Origin of the sequence: Planktothrix mougeotii LEGE 06226, from assembly GCF_015207485.1 — a bacterium.
GTDB lineage: Bacteria > Cyanobacteriota > Cyanobacteriia > Cyanobacteriales > Microcoleaceae > Planktothrix.
The window spans coordinates 12628-35805 of sequence record NZ_JADEWU010000060.1 but is presented as its reverse complement, the minus strand read 5'-3'; the positions used below and the strand labels follow the sequence as shown (position 1 = coordinate 35805).

21 protein-coding genes are annotated in these 23178 nt (G+C 40.2%); 9 read left to right on the top strand and 12 right to left on the bottom strand.

What is annotated here, in order from left to right:
- Window positions 1-138 precede the first annotated feature (138 nt).
- The 3 genes from IQ236_RS20330 to IQ236_RS20320 form a co-directional block, all read right to left on the bottom strand.
- Window positions 139-951 (bottom strand): carbon-nitrogen hydrolase family protein, encoded by an 813-nt coding sequence (locus tag IQ236_RS20330; protein WP_193870975.1) that lies wholly within the window; start codon window positions 949-951, stop codon window positions 139-141.
- 134 nt (window positions 952-1085) lie between these two features.
- Window positions 1086-1214, bottom strand: a complete 129-nt coding sequence (psaJ, locus tag IQ236_RS20325) for a photosystem I reaction center subunit IX (RefSeq protein WP_072720591.1) — start codon at window positions 1212-1214, stop codon at window positions 1086-1088.
- A 179-nt stretch (window positions 1215-1393) separates the two neighbouring features.
- The gene (locus IQ236_RS20320; RefSeq protein ID WP_072720592.1) at window positions 1394-1885 is read right to left on the bottom strand and encodes a Photosystem I reaction center subunit III; all 492 of its coding nucleotides are present in this window, start codon (window positions 1883-1885) and stop codon (window positions 1394-1396) included.
- A gap of 239 nt (window positions 1886-2124) precedes the next feature.
- On the opposite strand from IQ236_RS20320, the gene tsaD reads away from it, so the two are divergent.
- On the top strand, window positions 2125-3177 hold the full coding sequence (gene tsaD / locus IQ236_RS20315) for a tRNA (adenosine(37)-N6)-threonylcarbamoyltransferase complex transferase subunit TsaD (RefSeq protein WP_193870974.1): 1053 nt from the start codon (window positions 2125-2127) through the stop codon (window positions 3175-3177).
- A 172-nt stretch (window positions 3178-3349) separates the two neighbouring features.
- Here tsaD and IQ236_RS20310 read toward each other — a convergent pair whose 3' ends face one another.
- From IQ236_RS20310 to IQ236_RS20300, 3 genes are all read right to left on the bottom strand, one after another.
- Entirely contained in the window at window positions 3350-4756 is a 1407-nt protein-coding gene (locus IQ236_RS20310; protein ID WP_193870973.1) for a GUN4 domain-containing protein, read from the bottom strand.
- 148 nt (window positions 4757-4904) lie between these two features.
- Window positions 4905-6785, bottom strand: coding sequence for a calcium-binding protein (locus IQ236_RS20305; protein WP_193870972.1), 1881 nt, complete (start codon window positions 6783-6785; stop codon window positions 4905-4907).
- 121 nt (window positions 6786-6906) lie between these two features.
- On the bottom strand, window positions 6907-7563 hold the full coding sequence (locus IQ236_RS20300; protein ID WP_193870971.1) for a calcium-binding protein: 657 nt from the start codon (window positions 7561-7563) through the stop codon (window positions 6907-6909).
- Between the two features lie 72 nt (window positions 7564-7635).
- Here IQ236_RS20300 and surE point away from each other — a divergent pair, with 72 nt between their 5' ends.
- Together surE and IQ236_RS20290 are read left to right on the top strand one after the other, a co-directional pair.
- On the top strand, window positions 7636-8457 hold the full coding sequence (gene surE, locus IQ236_RS20295; RefSeq protein ID WP_190523570.1) for a 5'/3'-nucleotidase SurE: 822 nt from the start codon (window positions 7636-7638) through the stop codon (window positions 8455-8457).
- Between the two features lie 139 nt (window positions 8458-8596).
- Window positions 8597-8989, top strand: coding sequence for a hypothetical protein (locus IQ236_RS20290; RefSeq protein WP_190523572.1), 393 nt, complete (start codon window positions 8597-8599; stop codon window positions 8987-8989).
- 75 nt (window positions 8990-9064) lie between these two features.
- On the opposite strand, the gene IQ236_RS20285 is transcribed toward IQ236_RS20290, so the two are convergent.
- Window positions 9065-10159 (bottom strand): Get3/ArsA fold putative tail anchor-mediating ATPase NosAFP, encoded by a 1095-nt coding sequence (locus IQ236_RS20285; RefSeq protein ID WP_193870970.1) that lies wholly within the window; start codon window positions 10157-10159, stop codon window positions 9065-9067.
- A gap of 195 nt (window positions 10160-10354) precedes the next feature.
- Window positions 10355-10561 carry a cytochrome b6f subunit PetP gene (gene petP, locus IQ236_RS20280; RefSeq protein ID WP_193870969.1) on the bottom strand — a complete coding sequence of 69 codons (207 nt, stop codon included), beginning with the start codon at window positions 10559-10561 and terminating at the stop codon, window positions 10355-10357.
- A 201-nt stretch (window positions 10562-10762) separates the two neighbouring features.
- Here petP and IQ236_RS20275 point away from each other — a divergent pair, with 201 nt between their 5' ends.
- The 4 genes from IQ236_RS20275 (at window position 10763) to IQ236_RS20260 (ending at window position 15742) form a co-directional block, all read left to right on the top strand.
- Window positions 10763-12160 (top strand): tetratricopeptide repeat protein, encoded by a 1398-nt coding sequence (locus tag IQ236_RS20275; RefSeq protein WP_193870968.1) that lies wholly within the window; start codon window positions 10763-10765, stop codon window positions 12158-12160.
- Between the two features lie 13 nt (window positions 12161-12173).
- A complete protein-coding gene (locus IQ236_RS20270) occupies window positions 12174-12719 on the top strand; it encodes a hypothetical protein (protein ID WP_193870967.1) in 546 nt (181 codons plus the stop codon).
- 409 nt (window positions 12720-13128) lie between these two features.
- Entirely contained in the window at window positions 13129-14598 is a 1470-nt protein-coding gene (locus IQ236_RS20265; protein WP_193870966.1) for a bifunctional metallophosphatase/5'-nucleotidase, read from the top strand.
- Window positions 14599-14800: 202 nt separating this feature from the next.
- Window positions 14801-15742: an Rpn family recombination-promoting nuclease/putative transposase gene (locus tag IQ236_RS20260; RefSeq protein WP_193870965.1), complete on the top strand. Its 942-nt coding sequence runs from the start codon at window positions 14801-14803 to the stop codon at window positions 15740-15742.
- Window positions 15743-15794: 52 nt separating this feature from the next.
- Here IQ236_RS20260 and IQ236_RS20255 read toward each other — a convergent pair whose 3' ends face one another.
- The 3 genes from IQ236_RS20255 to IQ236_RS20245 all read right to left on the bottom strand — a co-directional run bounded on the left by IQ236_RS20255 (window position 15795) and on the right by IQ236_RS20245 (window position 18165).
- Window positions 15795-16544, bottom strand: a complete 750-nt coding sequence (locus IQ236_RS20255) for a Uma2 family endonuclease (protein ID WP_193870964.1) — start codon at window positions 16542-16544, stop codon at window positions 15795-15797.
- A 50-nt stretch (window positions 16545-16594) separates the two neighbouring features.
- Entirely contained in the window at window positions 16595-17215 is a 621-nt protein-coding gene (locus IQ236_RS20250; RefSeq protein WP_193870963.1) for a Uma2 family endonuclease, read from the bottom strand.
- A gap of 77 nt (window positions 17216-17292) precedes the next feature.
- The gene (locus IQ236_RS20245; protein ID WP_193870962.1) at window positions 17293-18165 is read right to left on the bottom strand and encodes an S-methyl-5'-thioadenosine phosphorylase; all 873 of its coding nucleotides are present in this window, start codon (window positions 18163-18165) and stop codon (window positions 17293-17295) included.
- Window positions 18166-18488: 323 nt separating this feature from the next.
- On the opposite strand from IQ236_RS20245, the gene IQ236_RS20240 reads away from it, so the two are divergent.
- The gene (locus IQ236_RS20240) at window positions 18489-20138 is read left to right on the top strand and encodes a glycoside hydrolase family 10 protein (RefSeq protein ID WP_193870961.1); all 1650 of its coding nucleotides are present in this window, start codon (window positions 18489-18491) and stop codon (window positions 20136-20138) included.
- A gap of 550 nt (window positions 20139-20688) precedes the next feature.
- On the opposite strand, the gene IQ236_RS20235 is transcribed toward IQ236_RS20240, so the two are convergent.
- Window positions 20689-22245, bottom strand: a complete 1557-nt coding sequence (locus tag IQ236_RS20235; protein ID WP_193870960.1) for a cation:proton antiporter — start codon at window positions 22243-22245, stop codon at window positions 20689-20691.
- A gap of 85 nt (window positions 22246-22330) precedes the next feature.
- Between IQ236_RS20235 and IQ236_RS20230 the strand changes: the two genes are divergently transcribed.
- Complete coding sequence (locus tag IQ236_RS20230) at window positions 22331-23005, top strand: potassium channel family protein (protein ID WP_193870959.1); 675 nt, start codon at window positions 22331-22333, stop codon at window positions 23003-23005.
- Window positions 23006-23178 lie beyond the last annotated feature (173 nt).

Below are 23178 nucleotides of genomic sequence, written 5' to 3'. Positions count from 1 at the left end.
GGGACAAGGGGACAAGGGGATGAGGGGATACTGATAACTGATAACTGATAACTGATAACTGATAACTGATAACTGATAACTGATAACTGATAACTGATAACTGATAACTGATAACTGATAACTGTTAACTGATAACTGTTAAGTAAAGACTCGATGCTGGAGGCTGGGCATTTGGCGGCGGACTTGTTCAAGACGGGCTGGATCAATTTCTGCGATCGCCACCCCTGGTTTATCTCCCCCATCAGCGAGAACAGCCCCCCAAGGATCAAGAATCATGGCATGACCATGAGTATATCGACGGCCATAATGACACCCAGTTTGGGCTGGTGCGATCACATAACAGGTATTTTCAATCGCTCTAGCTTTGAGAAGAATTTCCCAGTGATCCTTTCCGGTATAGGCGGTAAAAGCAGCCGGGACAAATAAAATTTCTGCTCCCTGTTGGGATAAGTGGCGATAAAGTTCAGGAAATCGGACATCATAACACACCGATAATCCTAAATTTCCCAATTCTGGGGAATCATAAACTGGAGGTAAAACACTTCCCGCCATCACCGTATTAGATTCCCGATAAGTATTGCCATCGGGTAAATTCACATCAAAGAGATGAACTTTCTGATAACGCGCTAATTCCTGACCATTAGACCCCATCAACACCGCCGTATTGTAGACTTTGCCCTCTGTTGTGGGAACTGGAAAACCCCCAGCTAAAAGCGTAATTTGAAACCGTTGGGTAATTGTTTTGAGAAATTTTTCAGTTTTTTGGGCAATGATTTCAGCTTGAGCCAGTTTCTCGGCTTCTTCACCCATAAAGGGAAAATTCTCAGGTAAGCTGACTAATTCCGCCCCCTGACGAACTGCTAAATCAATCAATTCTTCGGCCTCTGCTAGATTTTTGTCTAACCAAGGCGTACTGGTCATTTGAATAGCCGCAGCAAGATAGGATTTCATTGAACAATATAAATACAGTTAACCATTAAAAGTTGACGGTTGACGGTTGACGGTTGACGGTTGGAAGTTGACCCTTAACTCACAACCGACAACTGACAACCGACAACCAAAACCCAATTTAACTCAAGGTTAAATTACGGCATAGGGTGGAAGAGTAAATCGGGGAAAAAGCGATTAAATTCGATTAAAATTCCCGCAGTAACGGCCATCCAAGCGGCGGCTAAAACAGGGGCTGTTGAAAGATATTTCAGGAAATACTGCATGAGTTTTTTCTCCTAAGTTTGCAACCGTGTGAAAAAGAATTAATCAGTTAAAAGAAAGCAGAATTCACAAAGAGTATTGGTACATAAACAAATATTGTTTATGAATCGATTAGATCGAAAATTTTCAGGTCATAAAGTTAACCTAAATTTTCCCCAATCTTTGGATGAGAATTCTGCAATTAACGAGGTGAAACGGTGATTTCGTCATCTTTAGCGAACATTTCACCTGTAGTGAATTCTTTCAACGCTGCTAAAGGCCACAGGAAGCCACTGAGCATATAGGTCAGGGCCACAGGAACATCGATGATAATTTCTTTTTCTGTGGGACTGTCGCTCTTTTTAGCATATTGTAAATACGCCCGACCGACCCAACCAATCCACCCTGCAATATACAGGAACAGAATGCTCGGAATTACGAAGTCTCCCGCATGAGCTAGGCTTCCATCAGCGATTAAATGGGGTAAGCCGTCTTCTTTGCCACACAGTTCTTGTGAATAACGCTCAAAGCGTGCTTTCACTCGTGCAGGGTCAGCAGAAGAAGAAAGAGCAGTTTTGGCCCGTTGCTGAAACACCGAAGATTCAGAACAAGGAACAAGATTATAAGCTGAAGCTGCGGGAACAACGCTCATCCACAAGCCCAGGGCTAGAATAGCAGCCAACAATCGACGCATAGAAGTGTTTCCTTTTGTTACAAAACAATACGTTTTTTATCCTTTGAGTCGAGGGGGGTTGTAAAAAACATCCCCTTGACATAGGGAGGACAAAGCGTTTGTTATCCCTCGTAGCGAGGTCAAAACCCACGCAGAAGAATGGGGACGATTAGGTTCAGTTGTTCACTGTACCCAAAAAGATCTGTAATGATTAAGCTACTCAATAGAAGCTCGAATCATTTCATAAAATTTATCAGTCAATGGCAACAGTTTTAGCAATTGAAACAAGTTGTGACGAAACCGGGGTCGCAATTGTAAAGAATCGTAAAGTTTTGAGTAATGTTGTGGCATCTCAAATTGCCATTCATCACCCTTATGGGGGAGTTGTACCCGAAGTCGCCTCTCGCCATCATTTAGAAATGGTGAATTCTGTTCTTGACCAAGCATTAGACACCGCAGGGTTAGACTGGTCAGCCATTGATGGCGTTGCAGCAACCTGTGCCCCTGGACTGGTAGGGGCTTTATTAACCGGAATTACGGCTGCTAAAACTTTAGCCTTGGTACAGAATAAACCTTTTCTGGGCATTCATCACCTCGAAGGCCATATCTATGCCAGCTATTTAACCGAAACCACTCTCCAACCGCCCTTTTTATGTTTATTAGTATCGGGAGGCCATACCAGTTTAATTCATGTTAAAGACTGTGGCATTTATCACACCTTGGGACATACCGTTGATGATGCAGCCGGAGAAGCCTTTGATAAAGTTGCCCGGTTATTAAATTTAGGATATCCTGGCGGGCCTATTATTGATCAATTAGCCAGCCAAGGCAACCCCAAAGCCTTTACATTACCCGAAGGCAAAATTTCTCTGCCTAATGGGGGTTATCATCCCTATCATTCGAGTTTTAGCGGATTAAAAACGGCAGTATTACGGTTAGTTCAAACGTTACAAAAACAAAACGATAACCCTTTACCCGTTGCCGATATTGCAGCGAGTTTTCAAGAGACTGTTGCTAAAAGTTTAACAAAACGAGCGATCGCTTGTGCGGTAGATTTTGGATTAGATACCATTGCAGTTGGGGGTGGTGTTGCAGCAAATAGTGGGTTAAGAAACCATCTGCAAACAGCCGCTAAACTTCACAATTTGCGGGTCTTATTTCCCCCTTTAAAATATTGTACCGATAACGCCGCGATGATTGCTTGTGCGGCTTCAGACCATCTTAATCAAGGTCATCTTTCACCCTTAACATTAGGAGCACAGTCTCGAATGTCGTTAGAGGAGGTTATGCAGTTATACAAAGTAGGAAAGTAGGGTGCGTAAGCGATCAGCGCACGCACAATCTTGCCACCATCAACCATAATATCCCGTAGCGCACGCACCATCAACCATCAAGGATTAAAAAACAATATGAAAATAAAAGTAGAACAATTATCACAAATTGCTGAATTAAATTAAGAAACCCGGTTTCTGATGTCTACTAGGGTTAAAGATTACAATCTACAAGCCTTGATGCTAGAGAAGAAATACCCCTCCACCCCCCACTTCCAACGCCCCATAACCATCTACCCCACCATAAAAACGGGAGGTGTCCCCTTGGAGTTCTCAGATCGAATTTAAGATCTTGATAATGCAACCAATTTCCAGAAACACGCCAACCGACTTGATCACCAAATGCGTGCCAAATTTTGCTATCATAATTCCGGGTTCCTCCCAGACTTTGATAGATTTCCTTTTGTACCGAAAAACCAAAGCGTCCATTGCTATATTTTAACCACAGTTGATCAAGGGTGCGTAAATCCTCACAGGGAAAATTATCAATATCTTCTTCCTCTAACCATCCCTCCTCTATTCTTCCCATGACTTCACACATTTTATGAGCCGTTTCTTCGTCAGCTTCTTTCCAATTTTTGGCTCTCAAAAGTTGTTCTAAGTGATAATAATTAATTGCTCTAGCTGACTTTAATTCTATATCTGGTTCTGCTACCCGTTGCAATATCGGTTGCGATATCGGTTTTGTTTTTAAGGGTAGATGCTTTAAGACTTCTTGAGCCGTTTGAAAGCGGTTATTAGTTGCCTGTTGTAACAGTTTATCTAATACCTGACCCAAAGACTCATTGACGGGAACTGTTAAATAATCTCGCCATACCCATCTGCCTTTAAAAACATCAAATAAATCAAAGGGTTCAACATTGGTTAAAAGATGAACACAAGTGACTCCTAAACTATATAAATCACTGGCAAAAGTCGGTTTTCCGACCGCTTGTTCTGGGGCGAGATATCCTGAAGAACCCCTAACAGTTCCTGTTACTGATAACGGCGTGGGGGTAATTGCTTTGGAAACTCCAAAATCCACTAAAAATAATTTATGATTCCCCTGTCTTTTAATAACATTTTCTGGTTTAATATCTTGATGAATACAATTATGTTTATGGATAACTCCTAAAACGGGTAATAAATGCGCTAACAAAGTCATGATTTTAGTTTCTGAAAATGCTCCATGTCGCGCTAAGTTTTGGGCTAAATTTTGTCCGGTAATATATTCTTGAACTAAATATTGATGATGATCTTGAATAAAATAATCTAATAATTCAGGAATTTGCTGATGTTTTCCTAAATGTTTTAATCGAATTGCTTCTTGTTTAAAGAGTTCCTCAGCTTTTTGTTGAGCATTCGGGTCTTGAACTTGCGAAAAAGATTGTTTGATTACACAATAGGGTTGAGAGGGTTTCTCTGTATCAAATGCTTGAAATGTTAGATCAAAACTGCCTTGCCCTAATATTTTTAAAGCCAAATATCGGTCTTTTAATAGTAATTTAGAACCGCACTTTTGACAAAAAATTGTGGTGTTGGGATTAGGTTGTAAGCAATTGGGATTAAGACAGTGACTCATAGTTAAGTCTGGGGATAAGGAGCTCCTGACTTCATTCTAGCAGTCAATGGTTTTGCTGGTATCAAGAAATTCAAGAAACCGGGTTTCTGCAATAGCAAAAGCTATTAACAGTCAGGGCAATTGAGAAACCCGGTTTGTGACCTAATATCTATCCTAAAATTGTAATATTGGGATCATCCGCAATAAAGTTAGCTGCGGTGAGTTGAACCGGGGTTATCCCTTGTACTAACCCATAATAGGTGGTTCCTGATTGAATGGCTGTAGATGCTAATGCTGTACTTCCATCCACTTGTACGGTGACAGCCGTTAAGGTGAGTTGGGCAAAGGTTATCCCAGTGGGTAACATGATTTTATCGGTTCCGGTGAGAAAATCGGTAATTAAATCAGCTTGATTTAAGCTGGTTGCGGCGACGGACGCTCCGGGTAACACGAAGATATCTGCATCAGCCCCACCCGTCAGTTTATCTTGATCTGCATCGCCAATCAAGTAATCTGTACCTGCACCACCATCTAAGACGTCTGCACCTTTGCCCCCTCGGAGAATATCATTTCCCACACCTCCCAATACGGTATCATTGTCCAAGTTACCATTGAGTAAGTCATCTCCCTCTTGACCATCGAGGTTATCTGACCCTTTGCCGCCGCGAATGGCTGTACGAATGGTATTGGCGGGAATGGTTACAGTGCGATCGCCATCATTCCCGCCACCTGCTAAAATCACATCAGCCCCTAAATTACCATTAATATTGTCGGCTGATGCGGTTCCTACAACGAAATCATTTCCATTTAAGGCTTGAATATACAGGTTAGCAGCCGTTGCGGGGACAAAAACATTATCAGCAGCGTTAGTAAACACATAGGATGTAATTCCTTGGTCAACAAACACGGTATTTCCACCCCCTGGTGCGGGAACATCTGGCCCCGGATCACTGACAGAGGCGGTTGGTGTTGTCCAGGTAACATTAGAGGTTGGAGGGGGTGCGGTATTGGGAATATTAGAATTGAGAATATCTTCCCCTTTTAGATTAACAACGTTTTCAATTAACCCAATTCCTGCGGTTTTTGCTGTTGTATCCGCATAAAAATCAACAATTAATAAATCTTGAGTCGCATCAATTTTGCCATCAATATTTAAGTCAATAGCCAGGTTTTTTCCTTGTCGTTCTAAACCATAACCCGTTGTACTCGGCCCCGAAAGTAACAAGGTGACACCCGGAATAAAAAGACTGTCTGCACTTCCTCCAGTATCTTGAATTTGAGTACCATTTCCCGTTGTAGTAACGGTGTAGAAATCATCGCCTAAACCCCCTTGCAGGGTATCTTTCCCCCCGGCTCCAATTAAATTATCACTGGCAGCCCCCCCAATTAAAATATTATCACCTGCGGCTCCTGTAAGATCATTAGGAATACCCGGAGCACCAATAATATTTTCAATCGGCCCGGTAATATTATCAGTAGCAATGGCAACAAAAGCAGCATCTAAAACTTCACCTTTTGTTGTTAAATTAGCTGTAATTCGAGCCGCTCCCGTCGGAGAAATGGGGGTAACGTTTAAATAGGAAAGGGTATCATTCCCATCTCCCCCATCAAGATTATTCGTACCTAAACCGCCAACAAAAATATCATTTCCTTCACCACCAATGGCGTTATCATTTCCCTCTCCTAAATCGATATAATCGTTTCCTTTTCCACCATCAGCAATATCAGCACCTTTACCACCGAGGATAGTGTCATCTCCTAAATCCCCAATGGCATAATCATTTCCATCTCCTAGATTAATACTATCGTTTCCATCTCCACCATTAATGGGATTATCGTCTCCGGCTCCAGCATCAATGGTATCATTTCCGGCTCCACCATCGGCTTTATCAGCCCCATCCAATAACAAAATGGTATCATTTCCAGCTAAATCAGATTCTTGAATCATAATCAGGGGATTCAGAATTTGACCATCTTTAGTGATACTAGCCAATGGGAAAGCACCAATTTGAAGAACGTCACCTAAATCTGTTCCTTGAAAAATAGCCATATTATTGTTACTCTCTTTTTGGGTAGAAAATACAAAATCTAACTCAAACCTAATTAAAATATCCTTACCTGTCAAGCGAAGTCAGAACTTTAATTATAAAATTGAGATAGATTCAATCCTGTTAATCAACTTGAATAAATTGATGAGTTAACCCCCCAGGGAATACATTAGCAATAAATCCCAGCAATTGATTAGACTGAATAACAGTAATTAAAGTTCCAGGGCTTCCACTGAGAATAGTAGAAGTAAGAATAATATTAGTTTGACTCAAACCATCGGTTAAACCGATTCGATCTTCCCCAACAATAAAATCTGTAATAATATCAACAGTATTAATATGACTCACCGCCGCACTCACCGGAAGAATAAAAATATCATTTCCCGAATTTCCCGTTAGCAAATCTTGTCCTAGGTCGCCACTTAACACATCATTGCCTTCGCCACCTATCAAGTTATCATTCCCTTGTCCTCCGAATAGAAAATCATTCCCGTCTTGACCCTGGAGAACATCATTCCCTTGTAATCCTTGCAAAGTATCATTCCCCTCTTTTCCCGTTAACTGATCATGACCCGATGTTCCCGATAATAATTCTCCACTGGAGGTTACTAAAGGTGGAATAATTAGTGTTGTCGAGTCAAAATAGACATCTTCCAAAATTGGGTTAGCGATGATAGGGGGTACAATAATCCCTTGAGTCACAGATTCCAGACTCGGTGGGTTTAATCCCCCAATATTGATAATCGCAGCGCCATTGTCATTAACAAAAAACACAGACATTTTTTAAGCTCAAGCAATCTTGAGAACTGTATGGGGTCTACGTTACTATTTTCCACTTTCTCCTGAAGTTTTATGAAACTATTAATTAGTAATGATGATGGGATTTTTGCCCAAGGAATCCGTAGTTTAGCCAATGGTTTAGCCCAAGGGGGTCATGAGGTGACGGTGGTTTGTCCTGATCAGGAACGATCAGCAACAGGTCATGGTTTAACGTTACATCATCCGATTCGGGTTGAACAGGTCAAGGATATTTTTGAACCTTCTGTTACCGCTTGGGCCTGTTCGGGAACTCCCGCCGACTCGGTAAAAGTGGGACTATTTGGCATTTTAGAGAGCCCTCCCGATTTGGTGTTAGCGGGAATTAATCATGGGCCGAATGTTGCAACGGATATTCTTTACTCAGGTACGGTTTCGGCTGCGATGGAAGGGTTAATTCAGGGTATTCCCAGTATAGCTTTTAGTTTAGGAAGTTATACTTCACGGGAGTTTCAAGGAGCCGTTGAATTTGCTCAAAAGTTAATTCAAGCTTTAGAAAAAAATCCTTTACCAGAACCCATGTTACTTAATGTTAATGTTCCGGGTGTTTTGTCGTCAGAGATTCAAGGCGTGATGATTACTCGTCAAGGGATTCGTCGTTATGTGGATATTTTGGAAAAACGCCTTGACCCTAGAGGAAAAACCTATTATTGGCTTACCGGAGAATTAATGGAGGATGTGGAACTGTTAAATACACCCTCTGAATTTGATGAGTTTATCACTGATGTTCATGCCTTGCGTCAAGGTTTCATCACCATTACCCCATTGCAATATAACCTTACCCATGTTACAGAATTACAAAAGTTACAAATTGCGTCAGAGACTCTTGCTGGAGAAGTTCTTCTCTACAAATGTTAACGTTTCTCAACGATACACTCTCTCTCCTTAGAGGTAGACTAGAAGTAATAGAAAGCAGAACACATCCTACTGCCCAAGCTGTTGCAATTTTCTCCAGTTTCAATGAACCCTTAGTTTTCTACGTTTGAGTCCAGTTGTTATGAACGCAGATACCTTTAATGCTCATTCTGTTACTTGCCCCATTTGCCATCATACTAGCATTTTGCCTTCAGTAGGAATGTTAGGTGGACTCTTTACCTGTCCTCACTGCCATACCCATTTTGTGATGAGCAGAAGTGGTCATTATGTCAGAGATCCCTTTTGTCTTCAGCAGTGTGCGGTTGCCCAAATGCTGCGACGGCAAAGTCATCCTTTTGCCCGAATTCGACGGGATTTAAGTTTAACAAAAGGATTACCCCTGTTAGCGGTGATTAGCAGTCTTTTATTTCTCGGAATAGTTGTTACAATTAATGAAAAAGTTACCTTAAATAATCAAACCCTTGATTCTCAAGTCGAATCTTCCCCTAAATCTTCTTCATCTGATCCTTATTAATACTTTTGATTACAGAACTTAATTCTATTGTTTGAGGATGACGATTAACAATTTATTGTCAACCGTCAACCTCAATTAAAAACTAATCGTTAAATAACCGTTTTGGAATTTAGCCCCGGTAACAGGTTTTCCAGTTAAGGCAGGGGGGAGGAAGATATTTCGCCGTTGATCTCCGGCTTCTATCGTGACTTCTGGGCCGTATTGTGTGAGCTTGACTTGTTTTTTATCAAAACTGGGTAAGAACAAGCTAACCTTGCGCTCATTCACATCAATATTAATCGGTTTGGGAGCTCGTTGCGCCTGGGTAAAATCGGGTAAAGCGTCGATGATGGGTTGCCAGTTTGGACTGGAAGATGGGGGAATCAGACTCACGGCTAAGGGCTCAAAGGCTTCTGTAATTGATCCGGTGAGTAAGCTTTGATTTAACAGTACCCCCCCAACGGTTAACCCCACCTGTTGAGCACTTCCCCATAAATATCGGGCCGTTGCGATCGCAACTTCATCTTGGGTCGTGACTAAATAAGCCGCCACTCGGTTCGGATCAGATACCGCCGCTTTCCCTTGATCCAAGATATTATTCATTTCTTGAGTCGGTTGAGCAAAGGTATCTCCCGAAATATCAATATTGAGAATACTGCTGGCGATGGGTTGTACAAAGGGAGATAAGGTTTTCCCTAAGTCCGACTCCATAAACACATTGCGAAAACGGCGAAGATACCAGCTTAGAATTTCTGGCATTCCCAACATTCTCAGGGTGTCTTGACTGGCTAACCCATCATAAATGATCACATCATAATCGCCACTTTTGTCATATTCCCGAATGGCATTTAAAGCCAGGGCGCTATCCATCCCCGGTAAAACGCCTAATTCTTGACCATAAACGTTCCTAAAAAAGGGAGTCCGAACATATTGGCTTTCTAGCTTTTTAACTTCTTCCCAACTGCGTTCGAGTAATACCGCACTTTTTAGTTGAACGGCTTTTAAGTTCGTGGTGATAGCTGTTGGATCACAACCGACTTCCGTTTCTAGCAACAGGTGACAGGCGGGACTATTATCTTGTTCGACGAACAACACTCGCTGACCCCTAGCGGCTAATTGTTTAGCCGCAGCGATCGCCAATATTGTCCGACCTGTACCACCTTTCCCCAAAAATGTTAATGTCAGGGCCATTTATGATTTCCTAATCTCGCTCAGGGAAACTTGATCATGCGATCGCCCTTGATCCTATCGCAAGTTTTTTGAAAATTAACTTGACCAAGGGAAGGATAGTTGACAAAAGCTTCAAGAGGATGATCGACAACAGCCTAATACTACAGGATGCGGATCATCCCCTGAGAATTATTCCGTCCCGCAGTGGGGGGCAGATTAGCGAGAAACTTCTAGCTCATCTTCAAAGAACCAGGTTGATGTTTTGTTATCGAGTTGAACAATAAAACCGACTCCACTCCCGTCAACTATTTTAAATTCTTTGACGGTTCCAAAGGGATTTTGCTTTAACTGATCGACAACATCGTTAGGGACTCGCTCTCTGATTCGGCGAACCTTGACTCTTTGACCAATTTCGATTGACACGTCCGGTGTTCTCCTTGGGGTATTAACCAATTCATTTACTCTAATATGAGTTTACCTGATTTAAGAAGGCAGTCCATTAACAATCAAGATCGTCTGGGGAATCTACTCAGACATGATAGTATTTCTTAATTCTTGCTGTTCTTCGATAATTTGATCCTGGGGATCTCCCATTTGGATTTTCTCGATTCACGCTTAGATGTTATGAAAAACAAAAATAAATTGGCGATCGCCTTCAGCTTTTGTCTATTTTGGACACAGGGGATGCTGACACCCCAGACCTTTGCTCAACGCAGTCGGATCGCTACTGCGACTATTTTACTTTTTTTTACGGTTTTATCGGCTGAGTCCTGGGCTTTTCCCCTGGCTCAAACTCCTGCTTTATCAGAATCTTCTGTACAGGAACAAGACATTCAAGATTTAGTTGAAACTCAAGTTGATAATACGTTTCGTCGTCATCTATCATTATTAAGTTTGGTTTTACTGTTGTTACTCCTGTTGAATACAATTGCCGCCTGTGGGGTGTGGTTTTTGTTGAAAAAATTAGCCAAACAAACAGCGTCCGCAGAACAAGAGATTGAAAGTTTAAAAGTGGATACCCTCACGGAAATGGAGCGGGTTCTAATGGAGGCTAGACAAGTTTTATATCAATTGCAACATAAAAATGATTTAGCCCATGAAACCTTACAAACCCTAACGACTCAAACTCCCTTACCTGTGATTGAAGCGGTCTGGGTTGAACAGCCTAAAAATTCGGGAGTTCCGACTAAAATTCAGACTGAATCTTTACCTGAAAGTAATGGAATTGCTATTCCATCTCAAACTGAGATTTCAACCCATCCTGCGACGGAAATTTTAATTCCTGTTCAGTTTGATTCTTCCCCAGAATCAGAAAATAATCAAGCCTTTACTATTGCTCAAGTTGATCCTCAATCTTCTGTTATATCTGAACCGGAAACCCCTACTACGGAATCTCCTGTTTCTAACAGTGAGGAACAACTCAAACAAGCGGTTTGTATGGCTAAACAAGGAGATAAGTTATTTTTAGAAGGTCAGTTAGAAACGGCAATTCAACATTATGATGAAGCCTTACAACTTCAACCCGATTTAGCTGAGGTTTGGAATAATCGAGGTGTTGCTTTAACACGATTACAACGGTATCATGAAGCGATTGTATCTTATGAAAGGGCTATTCAATTACGAGGTCATTATGCCGATGCGTGGAATAATCGTGGGGTCGCTTTAGGAAAGCTCAATCATTATGATGCCGCAATTTTATCCTATCAACGGGCAATTGAATTAAAACCAAATTATATGGATGCGTGGAATAATTGTGGCTTTGCTTTAGCTAAAGTTAAAAAGTACGATGAAGCTATTTCTTCCTATAATCAAGCGGCAAAAATTCGTCCTGATTTTTATCGAATTTGGTATAATAAAGCTCGGTGTTATGCTCTTCAAGAAAAAGTTGAGTTGGCCCTGGAAAATTTAAAACGGGCAATTCGGTTAAATCCTGATGTTTGTAAAAAGTTAGTTAAACGGGAAACAGATTTTGATCTAATTCGACAGGATGAAAAATTCCAACAGTTAAATTTTGACTCTTAATGATTGAATTTCCATGAATATATTCCAAGTTTTTTTTACTTTTTTATCTTCTTATTTAAGCTTGTTTCCTGTTTATTTTTGTGAGTTTAAATCTCATGAATTTAGACCTTTAATTGAGAGAAATTTTACCTTTAAAACCTCTAAAATTAGCGATCGCATTTTTATCCGAGAGTTAATTGAAAATGAAGTTTCTCGAAGTCTCAGACGGGTTAATCCTTTATTAACAGCTTGGATTTTATTGGCTGTTCTGGTTCCGACTGCTAGTGTTTTTAGCATTTTAATTTTATTTTTTAAAGTCACCCAAGACAGTCGCAGATGTTCTCAACAGTTAGATGCGTTAAAAGATGATTTTATCCCTGACTTTTATGCTCGTATTGCGGAAGCTCAGGATATTGTTTATGATCTTCAAGATTCTTTTCAAGTCACGGAAGCAACCCTCCAAGGAATTCAAGATAAATTAGATTCGCTTTCAACTCAAGATGATGATTTAGAAGAATATACCGTAGAAGATGATAAACACAGACTCAGAAATCGACGAGTTACCCCCTCTAAAAGTTAAATTCCTATTCATTGAAATTCTTGAGTCTTATGCAGCCGGCACTGTGACAGAATTAAAAGATAGTTATCTCAATGTTAAGGCTAGAAACACCGGGAATAAAACAGTAATTATTGAAATGCAAGTGATTAACGTTCCTGCTTTAAAAATTTTTAGATTCTCTCTTTCAAAGATCTTAATAAAATTAAACATATTTTAACATAAGTTCAATAAGTTAAGTTTTAGTAAAATCAGCGATCACTCAATCCCAAAAGCTATAAATTTTTTGCGATCAGGGATTAGGAAAAAAAGGAATAGTAGGAAAAGTAAATTAATTATAAAGAAATCGGTAGCTATTGTTAAGTATGATACAATTTTCTTTGTTCTGCATATATAGCAGAAAAAAATATCTGACTAACTCAGGAAAAAACTAATGATGGCGACAGAACGTTTCAAAAAATTTACAATTTTGCATTCAAATGATATGCACGGAGACTTTCTCGCAGAAGCCAAGAGTGGAGAAAGTAATCTAATCGGGGGATTATCGCTGCTTTCTGGATATATCAATAAAGTCCGTCAAGAAGAGAAAAATGTGCTTTACACGATTTCTGGAGATATGCTCCAAGGCTCGATGATTGATACGGAATTTAAGGGACTTTCAACAATAGAAATTATGAACTACCTAGCTCCAAATGTAGTGACGCTGGGTAATCATGAATTGGATTATGGATTCCCGCATTTATTGTTTCTGGAAAAGATGGCAAATTTTCCAATCGTTAATGCTAACTTGTATATTAAAAAGTACGGCAAACGATTGATGAGCCCCTATCTAATCCTGAATGTAGATGGATTTGATATCATGTTCATCGGGATCGTGACTGAAGAAGTTTTAAAAGCTTTAAAACTAGACACAAGTATTAGTACATTTGTGGGTTTGGAAGATGCTGCAGCCGAAGTCGGTAAAATTTGCAATACTTACAAAAATGAAGATATTGACCTAACAATTCTCTTGACCCACATTGGTTTTGAAGAAGATAAAAAACTAGCGACGATGCTAGATCCAGCATGGGGTGTAGATATGATCATTGGCGGACATTCCCATACTTTTTTAGAACAACCTGCACAGGTTAACAACATTTTGATCGCACAAGCTGCGGTAGGAACAGATCAAATTGGACGTTTCGACATTGTAGTAGATGATGATACTAACAGCATTGTGGAATGGAAATGGGAACTGGTTCCTATAAATAACACTGTTGCAGAGCCGGATGTTGTTTTGGAAAACTTTATCGCAACTTATAAAGAAGAAGTAGATCGCAAATATAACCGAATTATTAGTCGATTATCACGTGAACTGATTCATCCTAGCCGTGAAGTCGAAACTGCATTGGGTAACTTAATCACCGATGTTTTAGCCCAAACCGATTTGATTGATGTTGTTTTGATCGGAAGTGGTTCGATCCGGGGTACAAAATTAGGGCCTTTGGTCACTTTAGGCGATTTGAAAAAAACTTATCCTTACGATGGGCCCCTTTATAAAGTGAAAATTACTGGGCTACAGATGAAAAACATATTTAGCTATATTATGAGACCCGAGAACAGAATCCCTGGTGAAGGGAATTGTTTCCAGGTTAATAAAGGCATTCAGGCAATTTATAATGAAGCTGAGAAAAAACTAGACTCTCTCAGCATTAATGGAAACCCTGTACAAGACGATGCACAATATACGCTTTGTCTCCAGGAATATCATTACAAAAATTCAGTGATCAGTCTCAATATGAAACCTGAAGAGCTAGGTACTCCCAAGGTCGTGACCACATCGGCTCAACAAGTTCTGGAAGAATATCTAAGTTCTCATCAACTTTTAGATAACGAAGTTGAAGGAAGATTAGTCTACCAATAGGTCGGATTTCAGAATCAGATTGGGAACGTGAGTTTGATAGAGTGCGATCGCTCTTTTAGGGGGTTTTGAGGAACAATCAGATCAAAACCCCAGGGAGTATCTAGGCGATCGCATCTCATTAAGCCTAGCTGACCCTCACTCCAGATATAATGATTTTTATATTATAATATCATATAATCAGCCCAATCGAAAATATCTACCTATGCGTTTTATTAGTGTTAAAACCGATTTTGGGTTCAAAAAAGTCTTTGCTTCTCCCCAGAGCAAAAACGTCCTGATCAGCTTCCTTAATGCGATGATCTATGACGGACAACCAACTATTAAAGATTTAGAAATTATTGACCCTTATGCGGGGGGAAGTGTTACGGGATTAAAAGATAGTTATCTGGATGTTAAAGCTAAAATTACTGGGAATAAAACAGTAATTATTGAAATGCAGGTGATTAATGTTCCTGCTTTTACCAAGCGAGTTATTTATAATGCGGCTAAAACCTACGCTACTCAACTCAAACCCAGAGAGGGATATTCTAAGTTAAATCCCCTAATTGCATTAACAATTACCGACTTTATTTTATTTAAAAATAACGATAATTTTCTCTCCCATTTTATATTCCAAGAAATAGAAAATAAGTTCGAGTATCCTGAACGAGAAATCGAGTTAATTTTTGTAGAATTGCCTAAATTTAATCAAGAATTAGAACAACTGGAAAATCTGTCTCAAAGCTGGGCTTATTTTATTAAAAACGTTTCTCAACTTGAACAAATTCCAGAGGAATTGTCATCGATTGTCGAAATTCAAACGGCTTTTGAACTGGCAAATCGAGCCAATTTAACCCTAGACGAATTAGAAAAACTAGAAAAACGCGAAATGTTTTTTGAAGACCAACGCGGGGCTGTTCTTAAAGGCATAGAAGATGGCAGAATCTTAGGAATTAAGCAAGGAATTAAGCAAGGAATTATTGAAGGTAAATTATCATTAATTATGCGAATAATTTCTCGATTATTGGGTGAAATCTCACCGGAAACTCAGGCAAGTATCCGAGAGTTAAACTCTGAACAATTAGAGAATTTAGGAGAAGCTGTTTTAGACTTTAAAACAGTAGAAGATTTGTTGGTTTGGCTATCAACTGCATCGGAATTATAACAGTTAACCCGATAGGAAAAAACCGATAGCCTGTAGCAATTCCCATCCTCAACTACTCCACAGGCTCAATACCAGCAGCACGAAGTTGAGCGATTAATTTCTCAGCCCGTTGACGTTCCTGATCAGCCCGTTGACGTTCCTGCTCAACTCGTTGACGTTCCTGATCAACTCGTTCAGCACCCCACAATAGTAAATTTCCCTGCTCATCCCACCAGCGCAACCAATAGCCTTGACGGTTTTGGCGGTTTCCTTCCCATACCCCCAAAAACAACTGCATTTCTGCTATCCAAAACCAGCCTTGCTCATTTGCTGACTCCAGCCGATAGCGTTGATTATCCCCGAAACGATACAGTTCTAAAATTCCGGTCTGGAGGTCAAAAATTCCATAATTGGGTACTTTCAAAACCTGTTCATAGAAGAAAAATTTCCCAGGAGGATAGGTTTCTTTAACGGAATATTCTCCTCCGTCAGTATCGGATAAAAACTCTAACACTAGGGCTGGAATATTCCCCTGTAAATGGGGGGTATAACTGCGAAAAACTTCCTCTCGACTAACAGTAATCGGGTGAATATAAGCCCAATCTGGAGCTTTAATGGCTAATTTACCATTAATCGTGGCACAAATGCCATAGTTAGTGGGAGTTAGGGCTGTTTCCGGTAGTTTTCCGGCAAGTTGTAAACCTTCGGTTAAGGCGGCAGCAAGGGCGGGTTGATTAATATTATCCACTGGGTCATCGGGTAGCACAAAATCATCTGGCAACTTTTCCCAAGTAATTGTGTAGGTGGGGGAGGTAGCTAACATGATTATCCGTGCAAGGGTAGTGAATTTTTATTATTATATCAATTAACGGCTTAACTGTCAACAAATTCCTCCCTATTGTCTCCAGGAAAAACAACATCTTCGTACAACAAAGAAATAGGACAATGGAAATTAACGCTGGTTAAGTGAACTTCCAAATCTGTCTCGTTGGTAGCAGTTTCTTCCAGGGAATAAGCAGTAAGTTCCCATTTTTCTTTCTCATTGAGTCGATAACAATCTACACTCATTGTTTCTGCTTCAATCAGAACATATTCTTTTAAAGTATCAATGGGACGATAATTCCTAAATTTTTTGCCTTGATCAATCTGTTCTGTGCCGGGTGACAATACTTCTACAATCAGACAAGGATGATAGACAACCTGGCGAGCTCTTTGATCTCGACTATCACAAGTGACCATGACATCGGGATAGTGAAAGGGGCCATTTTGTGAAACTCCCACTTTAGCATCTGCCATGAAGACTTTACATCCCTTACCCCGTAGGTGATTTTTGAGCGCGGAGGCGAGGTTCAAAGCAATAGAGTTATGGGGAAGAGTGCCCCCAGTCATGGCAAAGACTTGCCCATTCATGTATTCATACTTCAGGGGTTGTTGTTCTTCCCATTTTAGGTATTCCTGGGGAGTCATAAGTTGGGGTTGGGGATGAGCGAGCATCAGGTATTTATCCTTTAAATTTGACACTTCTGCTATTAAGTTGTAGATCACTTAAGTGGGCATAGCCCACCGTAAGTTTAGATATATTTTTTTAAGAATAGTTCTAACTGTTGCAGTCGGTCTGGGGGAATTTGATTCAGGGGGGTTAAGATGGCATATTTTAATGCTGAATGAGCTTCTGATGGGGGTAAATTATCCTTTAAGCGACGGACGGTTTCTTGAATCACTTTTTGAGCATTAACCGCATTTTTATGTAAATTTTGAATCACCATTTCTACGGTGACATGATCATGATCGGGATGCCAACAATCATAATCCGTCACTAAAGCTAAAGTGGTATAAGCAATTTCTGCTTCTCTGGCTAATTTCGCTTCTGTTAAATTCGTCATCCCGATAATCGTTCCCCCCCAACTGCGATATAAATTAGATTCAGCTTTAGTAGAAAAGGCTGGCCCCTCCATACAGACATAGGTTCCCGATAAATGATAATCTATATCAGGTAAATTTAAACTAGCGATCGCTTGTCCCAAAATTTTTGAAAGATGAGAACAAAAGGGATGACCGAAACCGATATGAGCCACAACCCCTTCACCAAAAAATGTAGAATTTCGTTGATAAGTTCGATCAATAAATTGATCAGGAACAACTAAATCTAAGGGTTTAACCTCTTCTTTTAAAGACCCCACAGCCGAAGCAGAAATAATATACTCAACGCCTAAACTTTTCAGCGCGTAAATATTAGCACGATAGGGTAATTCTGTCGGTAAAAATTTATGGTTTCGTCCATGTCGAGCTAAAAATGCAACTCGCATTCCTTCTAAGGTTCCCACTAAAATTGCATCGGAAGGATGACCAAAGGGAGTATCGAGGTGTAGTTCCTCCACATCGGTAAATGCCTCCATCTTATATAATCCACTTCCCCCAATAATACCGATTTTTACTGCGCTCATTGTTCGTTTCCTTCACCAAGTTGTACTTAAGTATTGTACCGAAAATGGATCATGATTTACTCCCGAAAGTGGGGGATTTTCTTCACGGGGTTAGAATAACATCCCTTGTAAGATGTCCCCTTCTTCGTTAAGCTATTAATCAGTCATCAGTCATCAGTCATCAGTTATCAGTCATCAGTCATCAGTCATCAGTCATCAGTTATCAGTGAAAGAAGTTAAATTAAGACTTGACTAATTAATGATCACTGTCAACGATTTCATAACTGGTAACTGATCACTATTTACTGATAACTGATATTAGTCATCTCCTCCAACAAACAAACATGAATTGGAAACCTATTCAACACCAGACTCGTTTTTGGTCTATGCGTATCAAACGGTTAAAATCTTTAACTCGTTCAGTTCACAATCACATTCAACGATTTAGACTCGGAAAAATTACCCGTTTTCAACGCTATTTTGCTTTATCCCTCTGTTGTGTTTTTCTAGGATTAACCTTAATTCAATTTCCCGTGCTTTCCACTTCCGTTAATATCGCTACATTCAGACAAGAACAATCGGATAATTTATTAGCTCAAGGAATTGTTAATCCTGCGAGTGGGATTAGTCATCAACGAGAATTTCGTGGGGTTTGGGTCGCTACCGTTGCCAATATTGATTGGCCGTCTAAATCTAATTTATCCGTTGATCAACAAAAATTTGAACTGATTGCCATCTTAAATCGGATGCAAGAATTAAACTTAAATGCGTTAATTCTGCAAGTTCGTCCCAATGGTGATGCGTTGTATAGTTCCAGTATAGAACCTTGGAGTGCCTGGTTAACCGGAACCCAAGGAAATCCCCCCAATCCCTATTATGATCCGCTACAATTTGCCATTGAAGAAGCTCATAAACGCAATATTGAATTACACGCTTGGTTTAATCCCTATCGCGCTAGATTAAGAGGAAATGCTCCCTTTGCACCGAATCACATGGCGTCAAGATTCCCCCAATATGCCTATCAATATGGGGATTTAGTTTGGATGGAACCCGGTGCGCGGGAAGTTCAAGATCAAACGTTTAATGTAATTATGGATGTGGTACAACGGTATGATATTGATGGCATCCATTTAGATGATTATTTCTATCCCTATCCTAAAGATGGTATTCCATTTCCTGATAGTCAAATCTATAATGCCTATCGTGCTGCGGGTGGAACATTAGGGTTAAAAGATTGGCGTCGTCAAAATGTTAATCTGATGATTAAACGCATTCATGATGGTATTAAAGCGACGAAACCTTATGTTAAATTTGGTATTAGTCCCTTTGGAATTTATCGCCCCGGCGCAGCGCCTGGAACTGTAGGATTAGATCAATATGATTCTCTCTACGCCGATGTGAAATTATGGATAGAACAAGGATGGATGGATTATTTATCCCCTCAATTGTATTGGAAAATTGATCCGCCTCAACAAAGTTATCCAGTATTATTAGATTGGTGGTTACAACATAATCCCCAACGACGCCATGTTTATACGGGAAATGCTCTGTATCGAATTGACAACGAATGGCCTGTCTCTGAACTGCAACGACAGGTGGCGATTTCTCGACAAAGATTGGCTCAATTATCTTTAGGAAATATCTTTTTTAGTATGAAGATTTTCCGCGATAATCGTCAAGGGGTTAATGATATTTTCAAAAGTGCGATTTATCCCACTCCAGCTTTAGTTCCCCCCATGCCTTGGTTGGATAATCAACCTCCTCAAACTCCCAGTGATATTCAAGTAAATTCAGGGATGATTTCTTGGAGTCCTTCTGCTGAAACCGATATCCGCTCTTGGGCAATTTATCAACAATTTTCTAACGGTTGGCAGTTAGTTAAAGTTGTGGATAAAAATACAACTTCTATTCGGGTTAACCCTGGAAGTTATGCCATCCGTGCGGTGGATAGAATGGGGAATGAAAGCGTTGAACAAGTTGTTTCTGTGTCTTAATTCACCCCGATATTAAACACAGCTTTCAACCCTAAATTGTAAAATTGTAGGGGCGAGGTCGCCTCGCCCTTACACCGAGACAGAAATATAATACGAAATCCCCTTATAGATGCTACAGATGATCCCCCCCAACCCCCCTTAAAAAGGGGGGAGATGTGTAGCATACATTTAAGGATGGAATATAAGTTAGGGTAAATCAAATCATAGGTATAGAGAATCTGTAGAAATAAGATAAGTTTTTATAATTAAAATTTTATAATTATTCCGTTTTTTAAAAGATTGTCAGGAAATCCTGAAATTTGATTGAGAATTTCTCTCAAATAGTTGACGAGATTATAGGGGTTCTGATAGACTATAAAAAACACCACCCAAGGGGTTATTGTGTCTATAGGCAAAAATCGAGGCTACAACCCTGATTCTACCGTCAAATATCCAGATTTTCTGACTGAATTTATGTCTGGCGATGCACGAGTTTTTTGGAAAATACCTTAAGCAGCTTAGGGGTATCTTGACAAAATCGCCATTTTATGCTTAAGACTTAAATAAAAGATTAATCATCCTCTAGTTGTAGCAACTGTTCATCGAGAGTTCGTAGACGTCCTCGGACAATAGCTTCCGACAAAATCCGTTTTCGTAAAGCTTCATTGAGAACCCCTTTTTCCGCCAAGATTAAACGGCGACGAATGGCATCCAATTTACTAATATAATCGCCTGTAGAATCCTCCAAATCCCCAGAACGACGATTATAAAATTCTCGCAAAGACTTTTCTGCTCCCGCTACTTTCACCTGATAGCGTGACCGCATTTCTTCATAAACTGATTTTGGCAATATTCCCGACTTTAATAACCCTTCTAATTCATCCTGTGCAGCCTTCGCCGTAATTAATTCAGCTTGCCATTCTTCCATCTGCTCTTGAGTTGGGGAAATCGTCGATAACTTTAAACGTTTCACCACCCAAGGTAAACTTAAACCCTGTCCGACTAACGACACCAGCACACTTCCAAAAACCAGTGTAATTAGAATATCTCGTCCTGGGAGTGTCGGGGGTAAACTCAACGCTAAAGCCATAGAAAGTGAGCCTTTAATATTACCAAAAAACAGTAAATGTTGCCAACGCAACGGAATGGGACGGTCAAACCAACGAACTATTGCTAAAAGCGGATAAACCGTCAAAACTCGCCCGAATTGATACGCTAAAACAGCAAGTAAAACCGCAGGTAAAGTTTGCCAAAACGTTAATAAATTGATCTCTACCCCAATTAATAGAAAAATAAAAGTATTGACCGTAAAACTAGCGTATTCCCAGAAACTCAATAACGTGATGCGACTGGAAGCAGTGGTTTGGCGAGACAGTCCCAAATTTCCGAAAATTAATCCCGCCACCACCACCGCCACCGCACCAGATACCCCTAGAAATTGTCCCGCCTGAAACGTTCCTAATGCTACGGCGACTGTTAGTAATAAACTATTAAGAGGATCATCTAAACGGGCAAATACAGGGATAGTTAAATAACCTAAAACTAACCCGACTATACTGCCTCCAATAGAGATAAATAGCAGTTGTTGGATACCGTCTTGGAACGTAAGTGAACCCGTTGAATACACTTGTGAAATCAGATTAAAACCGACCAAAGCCGCCGCATCATTAAACAAGGTTTCTCCTTCGACAATGGTAGAGAGTCGGGAGGGAACGGGGATTTCTTTAAATACCGCAATCATGGAAACTGTATCCGTATTTGCCAGAATCACCCCCATAAATGCAGCAGGTATCCAACCTAATCCCAACCCAAATTTTAACAGAACTGCGATAATTGCACTTGAAAGAATAGCTCCTGGGCCAGCTAAAAGGGCAATGGGTTTAAAGGTACTACGGAGACGACTAACATCGGTATTAATTCCCGCATCAAAGATCAGAATCGGTAAAAATAGATTTAAAACCAGGGACGGGTCTAAACCAATGGGACGAGACATTAATTCTGTAAAGGGTAAGCCCGCTAACACTAAACCTGTAACATAAGGAATTCCTACCCGGCGCGATAATAAAGCTACAATTGTCGCAACCAGTAGGAGAATAATTGAAATTCTGACTAATTCGGTAACATCCACTCTCGATACTGGTAATAAGTTTTTGTATTATGGACTAAGATTGCCAGAAGCTAATATTCATGTCAACCCAGAATAAGGAGTTTCTATGTATGTTCTGATTGGTGGCGGTGGCTTAGTGGGGTTGAGTTTAGCTCAAAAATTGTTAGAATTGGGGCATACTGTAGCCGTTATTGATATTGACCCAAACGCCTGTCGTTATGCACGGGAAAAAATCGGTGTCATGGCATTTGAAGGCAGTGCAGTGAGTACAGAGGTGTTATTAGAAGCGGGTATTCGTAAAGCAAATTCCTTAGCAGCGGCTCTCAGAAGTGACGCGCTGAACTTAGCAATGGTAACTCTGGCGAAACACTATGGCGTTCCTCATATTTTAAGTCGAATGCGACACCCAGATTTTGCTCAACCTCTGCGTTTAGCGGGTGCTAATCATATTATTAGTACCGTTGAACTGGGGGTTTCTACGATGGTGAATGCCATTGAATATCCTCAAGTGGAATCAATGATGCACTTTGAGCAAGGACAAATTGAAGTGTTAAAATTAGCGATTCCGAAAAATTGTTATGTAGCGGGTCGGAGTGTGGCGGAAATTGCTCAAGATTCTCGGTTTCCAACGGGTTCTTTAATTATTGGTTATCAACCTCATCCCCAAGATAATTTAATGATTCCCAATGGGAGTACAGTTTTAGAACCGGGTTCAACGATATTGATTGTAACAAAGCCGGGAACATTACATCAAGTGATTGATTTTATTGAAGGTTATTAACGGTTTATGGTTTTAACTGGCGAGTGGGTAAATGCACCCTAGTTGATGATGATAGATGAGTAAGTATGGAGTTGTTCTACAACTGATTTCACGAAATGACTAGAATTAGATTTCTAGTGATTGCTTTTTCCAATAAAGTAGCGGTGTGATGAGAACCGCTACTCTTCTGAATT

Coding starts and splice junctions, on each gene's coding strand:
- IQ236_RS20330 (WP_193870975.1), bottom strand. CDS start 951: ATGAAATCCTATCTTGCTGCGGCTATTCAAATGACCAGTACGCCTTGG.
- psaJ (WP_072720591.1), bottom strand. CDS start 1,214: ATGCAGTATTTCCTGAAATATCTTTCAACAGCCCCTGTTTTAGCCGCC.
- IQ236_RS20320 (WP_072720592.1), bottom strand. CDS start 1,885: ATGCGTCGATTGTTGGCTGCTATTCTAGCCCTGGGCTTGTGGATGAGC.
- tsaD (WP_193870974.1), top strand. CDS start 2,125: ATGGCAACAGTTTTAGCAATTGAAACAAGTTGTGACGAAACCGGGGTC.
- IQ236_RS20310 (WP_193870973.1), bottom strand. CDS start 4,756: ATGAGTCACTGTCTTAATCCCAATTGCTTACAACCTAATCCCAACACC.
- IQ236_RS20305 (WP_193870972.1), bottom strand. CDS start 6,785: ATGGCTATTTTTCAAGGAACAGATTTAGGTGACGTTCTTCAAATTGGT.
- IQ236_RS20300 (WP_193870971.1), bottom strand. CDS start 7,563: ATGTCTGTGTTTTTTGTTAATGACAATGGCGCTGCGATTATCAATATT.
- surE (WP_190523570.1), top strand. CDS start 7,636: ATGAAACTATTAATTAGTAATGATGATGGGATTTTTGCCCAAGGAATC.
- IQ236_RS20290 (WP_190523572.1), top strand. CDS start 8,597: ATGAACGCAGATACCTTTAATGCTCATTCTGTTACTTGCCCCATTTGC.
- IQ236_RS20285 (WP_193870970.1), bottom strand. CDS start 10,159: ATGGCCCTGACATTAACATTTTTGGGGAAAGGTGGTACAGGTCGGACA.
- IQ236_RS20275 (WP_193870968.1), top strand. CDS start 10,763: ATGAAAAACAAAAATAAATTGGCGATCGCCTTCAGCTTTTGTCTATTT.
- IQ236_RS20270 (WP_193870967.1), top strand. CDS start 12,174: ATGAATATATTCCAAGTTTTTTTTACTTTTTTATCTTCTTATTTAAGC.
- IQ236_RS20265 (WP_193870966.1), top strand. CDS start 13,129: ATGATGGCGACAGAACGTTTCAAAAAATTTACAATTTTGCATTCAAAT.
- IQ236_RS20260 (WP_193870965.1), top strand. CDS start 14,801: ATGCGTTTTATTAGTGTTAAAACCGATTTTGGGTTCAAAAAAGTCTTT.
- IQ236_RS20255 (WP_193870964.1), bottom strand. CDS start 16,544: ATGTTAGCTACCTCCCCCACCTACACAATTACTTGGGAAAAGTTGCCA.
- IQ236_RS20250 (WP_193870963.1), bottom strand. CDS start 17,215: ATGCTCGCTCATCCCCAACCCCAACTTATGACTCCCCAGGAATACCTA.
- IQ236_RS20245 (WP_193870962.1), bottom strand. CDS start 18,165: ATGAGCGCAGTAAAAATCGGTATTATTGGGGGAAGTGGATTATATAAG.
- IQ236_RS20240 (WP_193870961.1), top strand. CDS start 18,489: ATGAATTGGAAACCTATTCAACACCAGACTCGTTTTTGGTCTATGCGT.
- IQ236_RS20230 (WP_193870959.1), top strand. CDS start 22,331: ATGTATGTTCTGATTGGTGGCGGTGGCTTAGTGGGGTTGAGTTTAGCT.